This window comes from Desulfatitalea tepidiphila, assembly GCF_001293685.1.
GTDB classification, from domain to species: domain Bacteria; phylum Desulfobacterota; class Desulfobacteria; order Desulfobacterales; family Desulfosarcinaceae; genus Desulfatitalea; species Desulfatitalea tepidiphila.
The window spans coordinates 289,421-305,723 of the sequence record NZ_BCAG01000001.1; the positions used below are offsets into that span (position 1 = coordinate 289,421).

Genomic DNA, 16,303 nt, shown 5'->3' on the forward strand with positions numbered 1-16,303 from the left:
GATGTCAAAGGTAAGATTTTTCTGGTGGGGGACCGCGTGTGCAATCTTGATCGTGATGGCATGCGGCCCGAACACCATTTTTCTGCGCCAGGGGTTGGACACGCCGGCCCATCATGTGGCCAACGGGCAAGCCTTGATCGACCGCAAGAAATTCATCGATGCCTGCAGGGAGTTCGAACGGGCGAGAGAGCTGGATCCCTACTATACGGATGCCTATATCGGACTGGGTCTCTCCTATGCCGGCAGCGGCGATTATCCCAAAGGGTTGGAAATGATGCGGCTGGCCGAGGCCATGGCGGACAACGACCGGGAACGCGAGAACGTCCATCAAGGATATGAACGACTGAACCGCTTCAAACCCTAATCGCTCCTTTCCTCCATCTTCGAGGGCCATTTGCCCTCGCCTGCCCTCAGCCGGTTTGCGACCGGCGCTAACAGAAATCTAACACGAGACAAACAATAGCCAAACAGGCCGGGGTTAGCTTGGCCGTGTCGTTGTTCCGGAACACGATGTTTCCGGGCACCGGGTTTTGGCGATGTGTTCTGTAAGGAGCCGCCTTGTTTGATGATATGAGAATTGAGGTTGTCGCATGATCTCTCCCGGGATTCTAGTGATTCTCCTTCTGGGGATGACGGCCCTGGCCTACTACATTGGATTGCGTCGCTCTGTTGCGGTGGCCGGCAACCCGGCCGCGGTGCGCGCCCTCCATTCGCGACCGCCGTATTACGGCATGCTCACCGCCTTGTGGTGCGGCCTGCCCGCCCTGATCATCTTCGCCGGCTGGCAGGCCTTTGAATCCACCGTGATCACCCACTTCGTAGTGGCCGCGTTGCCGCCGGAGCTTCGCGAACTTTCGCCCGCCCAATTGAGTCTGGTGCTCAACGACATCAAAAACCTCAACAGCGGCAACATTCTGTCCGGCCAAATCAATCCGGCCATCCAGGCGGCCGCAGACCATTATCGACGTCTCCAGGGGATCGCAAACATCGCCCTGGCCGTGGTGGTACTGGCCGTAGCCATCTCGGCTGTGGCGGTACTGCGCAGCCGGATCAACAAACACCTCAGGGCCCGCAACCACGTGGAGCGCATCATCCTGTGGGTCCTGGGGGCCTCGTCGACCGTGGCCATTTTTACCACCATCGGCATCGTGCTGTCGGTCTTGTACGAGGCGATTCGATTTTTCAAGGCCGTTCCAGTCACCGAGTTTCTATTCGGTTTGCAATGGAGCCCCCAGATGGCCATCCGCAGCGACCAGGTAGGGGCCTCGGGTGCCTTCGGCGCCATTCCGGTCTTCGCCGGCACCTTGCTCATATCGGGGATCGCCATGGCCGTCGCCGTGCCCATCGGGCTGATGGCCGCCATCTACATGTCCGAGTACGCCGGCAAACGCTTTCGGGCCGTGTCCAAGCCGCTGATGGAGATCCTGGCGGGCATTCCTACCGTGGTCTACGGCTTTTTTGCGGCCCTGGTGGTGGCGCCCATGATTCGAAACCTCGGACAGACCGTGGGGCTCGATGTCTCCTCGGAAAGTGCTTTGGCCGCCGGATTGGTGATGGGGATCATGATCATTCCGTTTGTCTCGTCGCTTTCCGACGACATGATCAACGCCGTGCCGCAATCGCTGCGTGACGGTGCCTACGGGCTCGGTGCCACCAAGTCCGAGACGATCAAGCAGGTGGTGTTGCCGGCCGCGTTGCCGGGCATCGTCGGGGGGGTGCTGCTGGCGGTTTCGCGGGCCATCGGCGAGACCATGATCGTGGTGATGGCCGCCGGTCTGACCGCCAATCTGACGCTGAATCCCTTCAAGACCGTGACCACCGTGACGGTCCAGATCGTTACCCTGCTGGTGGGCGACCAGGAGTTCGACAGCCCCAAGACATTGGCGGCCTTCGCGTTGGGCTTGCTGTTGTTCCTCATCACGCTGGGATTGAACATCATTGCCTTGAAGGTGGTGCGCAAGTACCGGGAGCAGTATGAATAAGGAACTCAAAACTATCGATATCGTCAACCGGGGATTGGAGCGGCGATACCGGGCCGAGCGACGCTTCCGGCGCCTGGGTCTGGGGGCCATCGTGATCAGCCTGGCGTTTCTCTCGATCCTGTTCGCCAGCATTTTCATGAATGGCCGCGGGGTGGTGTTCCAATCCCGAATTGAGCTCGATGTTTTTTTCGACCCCGAGCTTTTCAGCGAGGGCGACGTGGGCCGTCAGGACTACCCGCATCTGGTAAAAACAGCTCTTTACAATATGTTTCCGGAGGTATCGGGGCGGAGTGCCAAGCGTAGTCTGTATGCCCTGGTCAGCTCGGGTGCGGCCTTCCAGTTGCGGGCCATGGTCCTGGAGGACCGCTCGCTCATCGGCAAAACCCTCCCGATCTGGGTGCCGGCCGACGATGACGTCGACATGCTCCTCAAGGGGCACCTGGAGCGGGAGAGCGGGCGCCTTTCCGAACAGCAGCTGGCCTGGATCGACCAGTTGATCTCGCAAGGACGACTCGAGAAAAGATTCAATACCGCCTTTTTCACTTCCGGCGACAGCCGCGAGCCGGAATTGGCCGGTATCTGGGGAGCGGTCTGCGGCAGTTTTTTCACTCTGGTGGTGACCCTGGTGTTGTCGTTTCCCATCGGAGTCGCATCGGCCACCTACCTGGAAGAGTTCGCGCCGCGCAATCGCTGGACCGACCTGATCGAAGTCAACATCAACAACCTGGCGGCCGTGCCTTCCATCGTGTTTGGTCTGCTCGGTCTGGCCGTATTCCTCAACGGCTTCGGCATGCCCCGGTCGGCACCGATCGTGGGCGGCCTGGTGCTGTCGCTGATGACGCTGCCCACGATCATCATCGCCAGTCGCGCGGCGCTGCAATCCGTGCCGCCGTCGATTCGGGAGGCGGCCCTGGGGGTGGGGGCGAGCAAGATGCAGATGATCCTTCATCATGTCCTGCCGCTGGCCCTGCCCGGCATGCTGACCGGCACCATCATCGGCATGGCCCGCGCCCTGGGAGAGACGGCGCCGTTGCTCATGATCGGCATGGTGGCCTTTATCGTGGATATTCCGGCCGGCTTTACCGATCCATCGGCTGTGTTGCCCGTGCAGATCTATCTCTGGGCAGACAGCCCGGAACGGGCCTTTTTGGAGCGGACCTCGGCCGCCACCATGGCGTTGCTGGTATTCCTGATCGCCATGAACGGGTTGGCTGTGGTGTTGAGGAAGAAGTTCGAGCGCCGCTGGTAGCGGCGGATGCCGTCGGCTCGTCCATGTCGGGCTGGTTTGCGGCAATTTCATTTTATAATCAAGCAGTAAGCGAACGAGAGACCAATCAAGGAGGAAGTCATGTTAAGAAAAAGAGTAGCACAGTGGGTAGCCGCCGGGTTCTTCATTGCCGGATCGGCGGGTCTGGTGGCGGCCGATGCGGCCAGGGATTACGTCAGCATCGTGGGATCTTCCACCGTCTATCCGTTTGCGACGGTGGTGGCCGAGCAGTTCGGTAAAACCACCGCGTTTAAAACGCCCAAAATCGAATCCACTGGTTCAGGCGGTGGGTTCAAGCTTTTTTGCGCCGGCGTGGGCGTGCAGCATCCGGATATCACCAATGCCAGTCGTCGCATGAAACCGACCGAATTCGAGATGTGCAGCGACAATGGCGTCAAAGACATTCTGGAGGTGAAAATCGGCTACGACGGCATCGTGGTGGCCAATTCCAAAAAGTCCCCCCAGCTGAAGTTGACCCGTAAAGAGGTCTATCTGGCGCTGGCCAAACAGATCCCGGATCCCAAGGGCGGCGAAAAGGTCATCGACAATCCATACAAGACCTGGAAGGAGATCAACCCGGCATTGCCGGCCACCAAGATCGAGATGCTGGGACCGCCGCCCACTTCAGGAACGCGCGACGCTTTCGTGGAACTGGTGATGGAAGCCGGTGCCGATTCATATGGTTGGGTCAAGGGATTGGCCAAGAGCGACAAGAACCGATATAAGGCTATCGCCCACACAGTGCGCGAGGACGGCGCCTACATCGAAGCCGGTGAAAACGACAACCTGATCGTTCAGAAACTGGATGCCAATCCCGACGCCATGGGGATTTTCGGTTTCAGCTTCCTCGATCAGAATGTGGACAAGATTCAGGGCGCGATGGTCGATGGGGTTGCGCCGACCTTCGAAGCGATCGCCGACGGCAGTTATCCGGTATCACGGCCCCTGTTTTTCTACGTCAAAAAGGCCCACGTGGGCCAGATTCCCGGGATCAAGGAATATCTCGGAGAGTTTACTTCCGAAAAGGCCTGGGGTGATGACGGCTATCTGGCCGACAAGGGCTTGATCCCCATGCCGGAAAATGAGCGCAAGCAGTTCAGTTCCGATGTGAAAACCCTGAAGAGCCTTTCCATCGGTCAATTGAAGTAGTGGCAAAACCGGGGAGAGATAGCGGTTTCTTGAGAAATTTTTCCCCGGCGTGTTTAGGGCGGGCTTCATGCCCGCCCTTACGGATTGGAAGATTCGTGTTTATTTTAAATTTTTCGGGGCGGCGCACGGCCGGTTTGCGCGGCGGTGCGCCGTATGTTATTCGTGTGACTGGGTTTGGAGTGATGCCATGATAGTCGCCTTTCAGCATGATCAAACCTCACAAAAGGAGTCCGGTGTGAGCAGCGAGGAGAAGGCCAGAGGCCACAACATGCAGACCGCCTCCGACGACAGGGTCGTTGCACCATACAAAAACAGAGGCGATGGGCACACCGTCGGGCATCCGTTTGTCGACGATCCGCGCATGACCTGCCGCGACGTCAATGTCTACTACGGTGACAAACATGCCATCATCAATGTTTCCCTCGATATTGCGCGCAACGAGGTCATTGCCATGATCGGTCCCTCGGGATGTGGCAAATCCACCTTCATACGCTGTTTGAACCGCATGAACGATACCATCGAGGGATGCCGGATCACCGGCGACATCCTGCTCGACGGTGTCAATATCTACGATCGCCAAATCGATGTAGTGCCGTTGAGGGCCCAGGTGGGAATGGTGTTTCAGAAACCGAACCCTTTCCCCAAGTCGATTTACGACAATGTCGCCTACGGCCCCAAGATTCACGGTCTGGCCCTCAACCGCGCCGAGTTGGACGAGATCGTGGAGACGTCGCTGATCAAGGCGGGATTGTGGGATGAGGTCAAGGACCGCCTCAACCACCCGGGCACCAGCCTGTCCGGCGGACAGCAGCAGCGCCTCTGCATCGCGCGCACCATCGCGGTGGGTCCGGAAGTGATTCTCATGGATGAGCCGTGCAGCGCCCTGGACCCTATCGCCACGGGCAAAATCGAAGAGTTGATCGACGAGCTGCGTCAGCAGTACTCCATCGTCATCGTGACGCACTCCATGCAGCAGGCGGCCCGCGTTTCCCAGCGCACCGCCTATTTTCACCTGGGAGACTTGATCGAGGTGGGCAGCACCGACGAGGTGTTCACCACGCCCATGCACAAGCTGACGCAGGATTATATCACCGGCCGATTCGGATAGGTGGTGTCGGGAGGAACGCATGTCGAAACATTTGCGCAGAGAATTGGAAAAAATTAAGAAAAAGATGCTCTCCCTGGGCGCCCTGGTCGAAGAGCGGGCGCGCATGGCGGTCGAGGCCGTCGAGGGGCGGGATGCCGATATCGCCGAGCGGATCATCAATTCGGATTGGGAAGTCGACGAGATGGAGGTGGAGATCGAGGAGGAGTGTCTGAAGCTGCTGGCGCTTTACCAGCCGGTGGCCGTGGACCTGCGGTTTCTCGTCGCCACCATCAAGATCAACAACGACCTGGAGCGCATCGGCGACGAGGCGGTCAATATCGCGGAACGGTTGCAGGTCGTGGCCAAGCGTCCGCCACTGGCCTTTGTCTTCGATTACACCCCCATGGCCGAAAAGGTGCTGGCCATGCTCAAGATGAGCCTGGACGCCCTGGTCAACCTGGATGTGGACACGGCCTACAAGGTCATCTTCATGGACGATGAGGTGGACGATATCCAGGTTCAGGCCTATCAGCGCATCAAGCAATCGATCAAGGAGAATCCGGACCGGGTCAGCTTACTGATCAACCTGCTGCTCATCTCGCGCCACCTGGAACGGCTGGCCGACCACAGCACCAACATCGCCGAGGAGGTGGTCCATCTGATCGAGGGCGAGATCGTGCGCCACGGGAAGATTCCCGAATAAAACAGGCAAGATTCAGAAAGGAGGTCGCCATGAAAGTATTGATCGTTTTTTATTCCACCTATGGTCATGTCTACAAAATGGCCGAGGCCGTGGCCGAAGGTGCCAGGCAGGTGCCAGGCGCCGAGGTGGTCCTGCGACGCGTACCGGAGACGCTTCCAGAGGGTGTGTTGGAAAAAATGGGTGCTGTTGACGCCCAAAAGACGTTTGCCCAGATTGCCGTGGCCACGGTCGACGAATTGACATCGGCCGATGCCATCATCTTCGGGACGCCCACGCGATTCGGCAACATGTGCGGCCAGATGCGGCAGTTCCTGGACGCCACCGGCCAGCTCTGGTCCCAAGGGTCATTGGTCGGAAAGGTGGGCAGCGTCTTTGCCAGCACGGCCACCCAACACGGCGGACAAGAGGCCACGTTGCTCTCTTTTCAGATTACCCTGCTGCACCATGGGATGGTCATCGTCGGTCTGCCCTACACCTTTCAGCAGCAGATGCGCAACGATGAGATCACCGGAGGATCACCTTACGGCGCAACGACCATTGCCGGCACGTCCGGAGAGCGCTGGCCCAGTCCAAACGAACTGGACGCGGCGCGCTTCCAGGGCAAGCACGTGGCCGGCATAGCCGCCCGGCTGAAAGCTTAGGCCCTTGGTTTTGCTTTCATTTCAATAGGAATTCTTGCGATTTGCCCCAAAAGAGGGCATAGTGACCATGACTTGCCGGTCTGCAAAAACCGGGACTTTCCTCTCCCACCTTATGGATGAAGAAAGGATTGGCGCTCATGGTCTACACGACAGCTGAGTTTTCGATCGAAATCACCGAACTGAAAAAGCAATTCCGCGTGTCGAGTTTTAGCGGAAATGAAGGGCTGTCCCAGCTGTTTGGGTTCCAGGTCTATCTGCAGTCGCAGGATGATGAGATCAAAGCCGATGACATGGTGGGGAAATCCGCCGTGTTGACCATTAAAAACGGCCCCGAGACGCGGCGGATCTGTGGCATCTTTTCGCGCTTCTGGTGGATCGCGGAAGTCGACGGCAACACGATATTTTACGCCGATCTGGTGCCGGCCCTGTGGTCCCTGACCCAACGGTTCGATTGCCGGATCTTCCAGAATAAAACGGTGCCCGAAATCGTCGCCGAAGTGGTGCGCGAAGCCGGGATCAGTGCGGATCATCTCAATTCCAAATTGTTGCGCAACACCTATCCCGTCCGCGAATTTCGCCTTCAATACAGGGAATCGGATCTCAATTTCATTGCCCGCTTGATGGAAGAAGAGGGGATCTACTACTATTTCGATCACCGTTACGACGAGCAGCAGGGTAGCGGCCACCATGTGTTGGTCATGGTGGATGCCCCCTCGTGCCACAAGTCGATCGACGGGAAGTCCGAGGTGTTGTTTCATGAAGTCACCGGAGAGGTCCAGGACGAAGAACACATCTACGATTACCGCTTCGGTTATCAAACCCGCCCGAATGCCGTCTCCTTAAGAGACTACAACTACGAACGGCCGGACATCGTGCTGCAGGGCAAAGCCCAGGGCAGCCCAGCGGGCCATCTTGAAATCTACGATTATCCGGGCGAATTTGCCGAGTTGCCCGAAGGCAACCAGGCGGCCCGCGTCCGTTATGAAGAGATGCAGGCCCAGACCGCCTTCGGATCGGGGCAAAGCAATTGCTGCCGTTTGACGCCCGGATTCTTGTTTAAAATGGAAGGCCATCCGCGGAAAGCGTTCAACCAGGAATACATGCTTCTTTCGGTGCAGCATTCCGGCTCGCAGCAGAAAGCCCCGACGGATCCGGAGATCAAGGGCCCGGAGGACTTGATTACAGGCTTGCTTTCGGAGATCGGGCTGGACAAGCTGGGGCCCCTGTCCGCCGACCAGATCGTTCCAGGATTGTTGTCCAATACGGGTATCGCCTCTCAACTGCCCCGCCTGGCACTTGGGCCGCTGGGCGTCTTTTCACTGTTCGACATGTTCAACAATCTGAAAAAGGTGATCGACGCCCTGGTCGGTAAACCCGACACGCAATTGGTTTACAGCAATGGGTTCACCTGCCTGCCCTCCCAGACCGCTTACCGCCCACCCCGCGTGACCCATAAACCGGCCATTTTAGGCTCCCAGACCGCCGAGGTGGTCGGTCCCCCGGAGGAAACGTGTTACATGGATGACCTGGGGCGCGCCAAGGTCAAGTTTCACTGGGATCGCGCCCCATCCGAAGATGAAAAGCGAACCTGTTTCCTGCGGGTGGCCTATCCGTATGCCGGTTCGGATCACGGCTTTCAGTTTCATCCCCTGCCCGGTGACGAGGTCGTCGTGACTTTTCTGGAAGGCGATCCGGACAAGCCCTTGATTACGGGCGTGGTCTACAATGGCTTGAACCGTCCGCCGCTGAAACCCGAAGAACGCATTCAGAATGTCATTCTGACGCCGTATCAACACCGGTTGCTTTTCGATGACCGCGAGGCCCGCGTTCACCTAAAGACCGGCGGCAACCAGACGATCGCAATGGCCGATGGAGCCGGGTACAGCGAATTCGGCAATGAAGCCAGGATCGCCACGGCGGACGACCACTCTTTGCACCTGTGCAAGGGCACCCGGGTCAGCGGGATCAAACTCGAGACCGAAAACGGTCAGAAAGCGGCGTTATGGGACGCACCATCCCCGGCCGGCATCCTGCTGGCGGACAATGGCGAAGACCTGAAGGTCTGGCTCAACTGCGGAGAGAAGAAGATTCTGGTCCAGAACAAGTCGGACCAGGAGATCCAGATCGATTGCCGGAACGGCACTGTACGCGTCATCGGCGGCGGGGTGGAGGTGGTCGGCGGCCAGGTGAACATAAACGGATCCAGCGGCGTGAATATCAAATCCGATGCCAAGGTGGCCATCGAAGCGCCTGTCATCGAGGCCCAGGCCGCGGGATCCTTTTCGGTCAAGGCACCGCAAATCAACCTGGAAGGCGCGACGATCAAATTGTCCGGGGGGCTGATCAACCTGGACGCGGCCCTGGTGAAGGCCATTCTGGTTCAGGCCCAGACGCTGATGTCGACCAGCGTGGTCTCCTCCAGCTATAGCCCCGGCGTGGGTAATGTTATGTGATCGGCATCCCGTGCGTTTGTATTTCCCCCTGAGAATCAAGGAGAAAATAGTATCGATGGCTTCAAATGAGATCAAAGAGAGAGTTGCCATGCTGGCCGAGCGGGAATGGGATCTTCCGGCTATCGAGGCGAAATTCAGGCACCTGGTGGACCATGGCATTCCCAAGGTCAAGCCGGCGCCGGAAACCCTCATTCGCGAGAAAGAGGTTTTTTTGGATCGGGTTCAGCTTGCCGCAGAGCAGTACTGTTATCTCACCCGCAGTTGCGCCAAGGGATCCGCCCTGTCGCTGTTGGAGGCGTTCGGGTTGGGAAACATGGAGATCATCAAGGCTATGGCGCCGTTTCCCGGCCTGGCCATGACCGGCGGCATATGCGGCCCGGTCGCCGGCGGGCTGGTGGCCTTGGGGCTCTATTTTTCCGATACGGATCCGGCCAACTTTCAGAATGTCGCCCACTATGTTGCCGGAAGGCAATATATCCAAAGATTCAAGGCGATGTTCGGCAGCCTGTCCTGCACGGATATCCAGCAGTTGCTGTTGGGCGAGGCCCATGATCCCTTTGCCGGGCCTGACGAGTGGGCCGCATTCAACCAATCCGGCGCCAGGGCGAAGTGTCCGGTCGCGCCTGGCATGGGCGCCCGGCTGGCCGCGACAATTATCATCGAGAGTATGGAAAAAGAGCATCAGAGATAGCGACTTGGATACCATCAACACGACCCCCACCATGCCGATGACCGAGACGCGTCAGAAGCTCGATAGCCACCACAGTCCGACCCGCTTGACCACCCTGGCCCGACTGATGATCGCCGACGCCGATATGTCGCCGTTGCTCAAGGAGATCAGCTTGTGCCTGGAAGATCCGGACGAAGGGGTGCGCCAGTTGGCGGCGGCCGTTCTACCCAAGGCGGGCCCAGGCGCCGTCGGCCGTCTCATCATGGCCCTCGATACACGGCAACCCCTGTCGGTGCGCCAGGCGGCGGTCACCGCGCTGGGCGGGTTTGGCCCTGACGCACAATCCGCCGTCGCGCCATTGATCGCCTGCCTGGCGGATGAAGATTCGGTCTTGCGCGCCAATGCGGTCCTTGCGCTGAGCCGTATCGGTGCACCTGCAGTCGAGGGGTTGACGGCCAGCCTGGCGTCCGAAGATGAACGGGTGCGGCTCGGTGCCATCGAGGCGTTGGGTTGGATAGGGCCGGATGCGCGGCCGTCGGTGGGCACCCTGAAGGCCATTTTTACCCAATTGCCCCTTGAAACGCTTATGGCGAGTCATGCGGCCGTGGTAAAAATCACTGGCCTGGCGGCGGAGGGCGTTTCCATGCTGGTGGCGCGGCTCGACCACCCGGATGCGCGGATTCGTCGAATCTGCCTCGAACTGTTGGCCGAGCTACGGGAAATCGCCGCCGAGGCCGTCGGCCCAATCTTGACCTGCCTCAAAGACCCCGTCGAAGAGGTACGCGCCGCCGCGGCATTGGCCCTCGCCTGCATCAAAGTGCACGGCACCGAAGCGGTCGAAGCGCTCACCCAGCTTCTCGAGGATCCTCATCCGCCTGCCCGGACCCATGCGGCCATTGCCCTGAGCACCATGGGCGCGTCTGCGCAGCCGGCCCTGACGCGCTTGCAACAATTGCAGGCAGACCCGGACGAAAGTGTCGCCGCGACCGCCACCGCGGCGATTCAGCACATCAAAAAGCAGCCAAAGAAAAAGGCCGATTGCTGATATCGGCCTTTTTATCGATTTTGTTGGTCGGTTTGGTGGGTCGGTTTCGTCAGATTCTTTTGGCGTGAGTGTAGATCATTTCGCAGGGCGCTCCCAATTCATAGTCCGCTTCAACCTGTATGGGTGTCGTCAATGGAATTTCGGTCATGAATAAGGCCCTGGCCTCCTTTTTGTCCATTGGGAAAAAGGGCGAACCCGGCTCTGAGTGAAGGTAGAAATCACCCTGCATGACGCCACAGTTCGGACATGTGTTGGCAAAATATTTTGTGCCTATTGTCATTGAATAAGAATACTTAAAAGATGGGACGCGGCTTTGTATGAAAGCCAATACCTCATCCGGCAATTGGATGATATTGGTCAACTTGCAGATATCGCCGTTAATTTCATCGACCTTGATGGCGAGCAGGGCGGCCAGCGGAATCCTTGTGTCACATTTCCAACACGGCCAGTTGGTACTCACTAGAAATAGCGGCGGATTGATTTTCAATTTATTGGTCATGAGATTATTTCAATCTATTGATCTCATAGGATTATAGCTGGTCGGGGCGAGAGGATTTGAACCTCCGACTCCCTGCTCCCAAAGCAGGTGCGCTACCAGACTGCGCCACGCCCCGATTTTGGCCGCTGAATACCATGGCTGAGGGTCTGAAGCAACCCATATCCTATTTGGCTCACCACGGTGCCGTCAACGTTCGTGGCGCAGGGAAGCCGCAAAATAGCGTTCCACACCCCTGGCGATGGCCTTGGCCAGGGCGGCCTGATATTCGGCGGACCGCAGTTCCTCTTCGGTCGAGGGATGGGTCAGGTAACCCACTTCGATGATCACGGCCGGCATGTCGGCGCCCTGCAACACTGCCAGAGGCGCTGCAATGGTGCGGACAGTGGGGTGGCCGGCGAGCTGGGTCAAGCTTTGCCTGAGGCTGCCGGCCAACGCCTGGCTGGCGTTCAAATGGGCCATCTGGGCCTGATGCCATAAGGGCAGCGCCGTGTTGGACGACGAAGGGGCTGCGACCGCTCGGGCCGCCGGTTGATAATGGTAGATGCCCATGCCTTCGGTATTGCGCAGGTAACTTGCCCCCGTGTGGATGCTGATGAACAGGTCGGCCCGATGGTGATTGGCAATGGCGGTGCGTTCCTCGAGAGGGATGTCGTAGTCGTCGCTACGGGTGAGGACGACCCGGTAGCCAGGTTCCAGGCGGTGGGTCAGCTCTCTTGCGATGGCCAGGCAGATCTCTTTTTCGGTGGCGCCGGCGTTGCCGCGGCCGCCGACATCCTTGCCGCCGTGGCCTGGATCGATCGCCACCGTGCCATGGGCGCCGGCAAAAGGAGAGGGAGGCTGATCCTGGGCCTTTGCAGCGCTCGGTGTGACGATCACCATCGTCATATAAAGGATGATGGGGACCAGGCCCGTCGGTATTTTGCGGCGTTCAGTGGTCACGTGTTTTCGCTTGACACCCATCTGGTTTAATATTAACTAAAATTTTTTGTTTTCACTTTAGTTGAAAAGGGTTGAATGTCAAGTACCTAAATCGGGTCTGGGCCATAAATCGCGCGAGAGTGGCGGAATTGGTAGACGCACTGGACTTAGGATCCAGCTCTGGCGACAGAGTGGGAGTTCAAGTCTCCCCTCTCGCACCAAATCTCATGCCTCCACGAGCGATCTTCAGGGTCGAATGCACAATCGGGTATAGCGGCCGCGGGCTTCGGATGGCCGGATGGCGCGGAAAATGCGAAGTGCCTTGAGAAAAGTTCCTTGAGGCACTTTATTATTGGTTGAGAAAGGTGTGTGGTTATGAAAGTGACTGTCGAAGATCAAAGCAGCGTCAAAAAAGTGTTGCATATCGAAGTGCCCCAGGAAACAGTGGTTTCCGAGATCAACAAGGCCTATGCAGAGCTTAAGAAAACGGCCAAGATCAAAGGGTTCCGTCCCGGCAAGACGCCGCGGTCCGTTTTGGAGCGCATGTATCGCAAAGATGTTCACGCCGACGTATCCGCCAAACTGATTCAGGATTCGTTTATCGAGGCCATTCAGCAGACCGGCCTCAACATCGTCGGCTCACCCGAAGTCGATCCCCCGGAACTCAAGGACCAAAGTGCCTACGCCTTTGACGCCAAGGTGGAGATTCGGCCCGAGATCAACGACATCAATTACAAAAACCTCAATCTGACCAAGAGCAAGTACGGGGTCAGTGACGAGGAGCTCGACGTGCAGTTGAAGCTGTTGCAGCGGAACATGGCCAAGCACAACAAGGTCGAGGAGGCGCGTCCGGTGGCCATCGGTGACGTCGCGGTCATCGAGTACGAGGGTTACAAGGATGGTCAACCTCACGAATCGACTCCAAAAACCGATAACTTTGTCGTCAAGCTCGGCGAGGGAAAGGTGGTCAAGGACCTGGATGATGGCATCGTGGGGATGCAGGTCGGCGAGGAACGGGAGATCCCGGTCACTTTCCCGGACGACTATTTCGGCAAGGAGCTTGCCGGCCAGCAGATCCTGTTCAAGGTCAAACTCAACGAGATTCGCGAAGAGGTCCTGCCTGAGATCGACGATGCGCTGGCCAAGAGCCTGGGGGATCAATTCGAATCCCTGGAGATGCTGAAGGATAAGATCCGGGAAAATCTGCAGAATGGATATGACAAGCGGATCGAACAGGAGTTGAACGAGCAGATTTTTACCCAGCTGCTCGATCAGGTCCAGTTTGAGGTTCCCGATACCATGGTCACTTCCGAACTGGATCATATCATCAAGGATGCCGAGCGTTCTTTTGAATACAGCAATAAATCCATGGAGGAACTCGGAATTTCAAGGGAATCCATGGCCGAGAAATATCGTCCGGTGGCCGAAAAGCAGGTGCGGCGGCATTTGATCCTCTCCAAACTCATCGACCAGGAAAAGCTCACGATGAGCGACGAGGAGATGGAGGTCGGGCTGCAGGAGATGGCCCAGATGTATCGTCAGCCGGTGGAAAGCATCAAGGCGTTTTACAAGCAGGATCCCAACAGCCTGGCATTTTTTGAGCACACCTTGCTTGAAAAGAAAGCGTTGAAGCTTATCATTGATTCTAACGCGGTTCAGGAGGTCGATCCCTCCGGCCGGCAGGCCACCGACGAGGTGGCCGGCGCCCCGGAATCGAAGAGCTCTTGATCTGGTGGGGATTGGCGCTATAATTACAACAATGAGACAGCCGAAGCGGACGGAATCGGCCAGGAGGTCCAGGCCGGTGCACAGTCCAGGCTGAAAGGAGTGTTAGCGTGACGGTCATTCCAATGGTCATCGACCAAACCAGTCGTGGTGAACGGGCTTACGATATCTATTCCCGTTTGCTCAAGGATCGCATCATCTTTCTGGGAACCCCCATCAACGACGAGGTGGCCAACCTTCTGATCGCCCAGTTGCTTTTTCTGGAATCCGAAGACCCGGACAAGGATATCAACTTTTACATCAATTCACCCGGAGGATCGGTTACCGCTGGATTGGCAATCTATGATACGATGCAATACATCAAACCGGATATCGCCACGGTATGCATCGGTCAGGCCGCTTCCATGGGAGCCTTGCTGCTGGCTGCCGGAACCGCCAAAAAGCGTTATTCACTGCCCAATTCCCGAATCATGATTCATCAACCCATGGGCGGCGTTCAGGGGCAGGCATCAGACATCGAAATTCAGGCCCGTGAGATACTGCGCATGCGCGAGACGCTCAACAAGATCTTGAAGGAGCACACGGGCAAGGATCTGACCCAGATCCAGAAAGATACCGACAGGGACTATTTCATGTCGGGTATTGAAGCCAGGGATTACGGGATTGTCGATCATGTGATCCGCAATCGCGAAGACCTGGACACCATTGATAAGGCGGAGAAGTAATCAACATGGCAAAAAAAGACGATCCAAATGACAACCTCTTTTGTTCCTTCTGCGGAAAGAATCAAAAAGAGGTTAAAAAGTTGATCGCCGGTCCGGCCGTTTACATCTGCGATGAATGTATTCAGCTGTGCAGTGAGATCATCGAAGAGGAAACAGAGAAGGAGGTCGGGGAACTGGCCAACCTGATGCTTCCCAAGGAGATCAAAAAGAAGCTGGATGAATACGTCATCGAGCAGGATACGGCCAAGAAGATCCTTGCCGTGGCCGTTTATAACCATTACAAGCGGCTCGATACCACTCTGAGCACCAGCGATGTGGAGATTCAAAAAAGCAATATCCTGCTCATCGGACCCACAGGCAGCGGAAAGACCCTGCTGGCCCAGACCCTGGCGCGTTTTCTCAATGTGCCGTTCACCATCGCCGATGCCACCAGCCTGACCGAGGCCGGCTATGTGGGTGAGGATGTGGAGAATATCATCCTCGCGTTGCTGCAAAACGCCGATTATGATGTGGAAAAGGCCAAGCGCGGCATCGTCTACATCGACGAGATCGATAAGATCGCCAGCAAGTCGGACAATCCGTCGATCACCCGCGACGTGTCGGGAGAGGGGGTGCAGCAGGCCCTGCTCAAGATCATCGAGGGCACCACGGCCAGCGTGCCGCCCAAGGGCGGACGCAAACACCCGCAGCAGGATTTCGTCAAGGTGGACACCTCCAATATTCTGTTCGTCTGCGGCGGTACCTTCAGCGGGCTGGATCAGATCATCAAGCGTCGCCTGGGCACCAAGGCCATGGGATTCGGCGCGAAAATCGTCAAAGAAAAGGAAGCGCCTCTGGGCGAAGTGCTGCGCGAGGTCCAGCCCGAGGATTTGATCAAGTATGGCCTGATTCCCGAATTTCTGGGACGTCTGCCGGTCATCGCCACGCTGGATGAGCTGAGCGCCAAATCCCTGGTGCGCATTCTCACGGAACCCAAAAACGCGCTGGTCAAACAGTACCAGAAGCTTTTCGAGGTGGAGGGGGTCAATCTGCGTCTGACCGACAGCGCCCTGTCGGCCATAGCCGACCAGGCGATCAAGCGCAAATCGGGTGCCCGCGGGTTGCGTGCCATCCTGGAGGGTTGCATGCTCGATATCATGTACGAAATACCCTCTATCGAAAATGTCAAAGAGTGCGTCATCGGCGAAGATGTGGTGCTCCACAAGGAAGATCCGATTCTGCTTTACGAGCAAACGAAAAAACAGGCTTAACCGTTCGATGGGATTCCCCCGCCCGTGAGGTCCGGCCGGTGCCGCCCGGACCGGACCTCGTTCCCGGGTGGGGCGGCCACCCGCCCTCCGCATGGTCCCCGCTCGCATTCAATGGGACGACTTGTCTGTTGGCACCCGATTGCTGTACAATTCAACCTGATGTATTAAATTGTGAGTTGTCGGATGGCC

The 16,303-nt window shown here is 57.6% G+C and carries 15 protein-coding genes and 2 tRNA genes; 14 read left to right on the forward strand and 3 right to left on the reverse strand.

All coding sequences use genetic code 11. The annotated features are described in order from the left end of the window. Window position 1: 1 nt before the first annotated feature. The 10 genes from DFT_RS01325 to DFT_RS01370 all read left to right on the forward strand — a co-directional run bounded on the left by DFT_RS01325 (window position 2) and on the right by DFT_RS01370 (window position 10,997). The gene (locus DFT_RS01325; RefSeq protein ID WP_152971822.1) at window positions 2–364 is read left to right on the forward strand and encodes a tetratricopeptide repeat protein; all 363 of its coding nucleotides are present in this window, start codon (window positions 2–4) and stop codon (window positions 362–364) included. Window positions 365–590: 226 nt separating this feature from the next. Further along, a complete protein-coding gene (gene pstC / locus DFT_RS01330; protein ID WP_054029437.1) occupies window positions 591–1,982 on the forward strand; it encodes a phosphate ABC transporter permease subunit PstC in 1,392 nt (463 codons plus the stop codon). Beyond that, complete coding sequence (gene pstA, locus DFT_RS01335) at window positions 1,975–3,231, forward strand: phosphate ABC transporter permease PstA (RefSeq protein WP_054029438.1); 1,257 nt, start codon at window positions 1,975–1,977, stop codon at window positions 3,229–3,231. Before pstC ends, pstA begins: the two co-directional genes overlap by 8 nt. Window positions 3,232–3,330: 99 nt before the next feature. Next, entirely contained in the window at window positions 3,331–4,398 is a 1,068-nt protein-coding gene (locus tag DFT_RS01340; RefSeq protein WP_054029439.1) for a PstS family phosphate ABC transporter substrate-binding protein, read from the forward strand. 268 nt (window positions 4,399–4,666) lie between these two features. Beyond that, window positions 4,667–5,506 carry a phosphate ABC transporter ATP-binding protein PstB gene (gene pstB / locus DFT_RS01345; protein WP_054030049.1) on the forward strand — a complete coding sequence of 280 codons (840 nt, stop codon included), beginning with the start codon at window positions 4,667–4,669 and terminating at the stop codon, window positions 5,504–5,506. Between the two features lie 19 nt (window positions 5,507–5,525). Continuing rightward, window positions 5,526–6,188: a phosphate signaling complex protein PhoU gene (phoU, locus tag DFT_RS01350; protein WP_054029440.1), complete on the forward strand. Its 663-nt coding sequence runs from the start codon at window positions 5,526–5,528 to the stop codon at window positions 6,186–6,188. 29 nt (window positions 6,189–6,217) lie between these two features. Then, window positions 6,218–6,829: an NAD(P)H:quinone oxidoreductase gene (wrbA, locus tag DFT_RS01355; protein WP_054029441.1), complete on the forward strand. Its 612-nt coding sequence runs from the start codon at window positions 6,218–6,220 to the stop codon at window positions 6,827–6,829. A gap of 137 nt (window positions 6,830–6,966) precedes the next feature. After that, entirely contained in the window at window positions 6,967–9,282 is a 2,316-nt protein-coding gene (locus tag DFT_RS01360; RefSeq protein WP_054029442.1) for a type VI secretion system Vgr family protein, read from the forward strand. A 55-nt stretch (window positions 9,283–9,337) separates the two neighbouring features. Continuing rightward, window positions 9,338–9,973, forward strand: coding sequence for a C-GCAxxG-C-C family protein (locus DFT_RS01365; protein WP_054029443.1), 636 nt, complete (start codon window positions 9,338–9,340; stop codon window positions 9,971–9,973). Window positions 9,974–9,977: 4 nt separating this feature from the next. Next, complete coding sequence (locus DFT_RS01370) at window positions 9,978–10,997, forward strand: HEAT repeat domain-containing protein (RefSeq protein WP_054029444.1); 1,020 nt, start codon at window positions 9,978–9,980, stop codon at window positions 10,995–10,997. A 49-nt stretch (window positions 10,998–11,046) separates the two neighbouring features. Here the strand turns inward: DFT_RS01370 and DFT_RS01375 are convergent, their stop codons facing one another. From DFT_RS01375 to DFT_RS01385, 3 genes are all read right to left on the reverse strand, one after another. Continuing rightward, window positions 11,047–11,496: a hypothetical protein gene (locus DFT_RS01375; RefSeq protein WP_054029445.1), complete on the reverse strand. Its 450-nt coding sequence runs from the start codon at window positions 11,494–11,496 to the stop codon at window positions 11,047–11,049. A 38-nt stretch (window positions 11,497–11,534) separates the two neighbouring features. Next, window positions 11,535–11,611: transfer RNA gene (locus DFT_RS01380), tRNA-Pro, on the reverse strand. 71 nt (window positions 11,612–11,682) lie between these two features. Further along, entirely contained in the window at window positions 11,683–12,435 is a 753-nt protein-coding gene (locus tag DFT_RS01385) for an N-acetylmuramoyl-L-alanine amidase family protein (protein ID WP_161807060.1), read from the reverse strand. A 113-nt stretch (window positions 12,436–12,548) separates the two neighbouring features. Here DFT_RS01385 and DFT_RS01390 point away from each other — a divergent pair. The 4 genes from DFT_RS01390 (at window position 12,549) to clpX (ending at window position 16,114) form a co-directional block, all read left to right on the forward strand. Beyond that, window positions 12,549–12,635 (forward strand) — tRNA-Leu (locus DFT_RS01390). Window positions 12,636–12,789: 154 nt separating this feature from the next. Next, window positions 12,790–14,142, forward strand: a complete 1,353-nt coding sequence (tig, locus tag DFT_RS01395) for a trigger factor (RefSeq protein WP_054029447.1) — start codon at window positions 12,790–12,792, stop codon at window positions 14,140–14,142. 107 nt (window positions 14,143–14,249) lie between these two features. Beyond that, window positions 14,250–14,864: an ATP-dependent Clp endopeptidase proteolytic subunit ClpP gene (gene clpP / locus DFT_RS01400; protein WP_054029448.1), complete on the forward strand. Its 615-nt coding sequence runs from the start codon at window positions 14,250–14,252 to the stop codon at window positions 14,862–14,864. Window positions 14,865–14,869: 5 nt separating this feature from the next. Then, window positions 14,870–16,114: an ATP-dependent Clp protease ATP-binding subunit ClpX gene (gene clpX / locus DFT_RS01405; protein ID WP_054029449.1), complete on the forward strand. Its 1,245-nt coding sequence runs from the start codon at window positions 14,870–14,872 to the stop codon at window positions 16,112–16,114. Window positions 16,115–16,303: the final 189 nt, after the last annotated feature.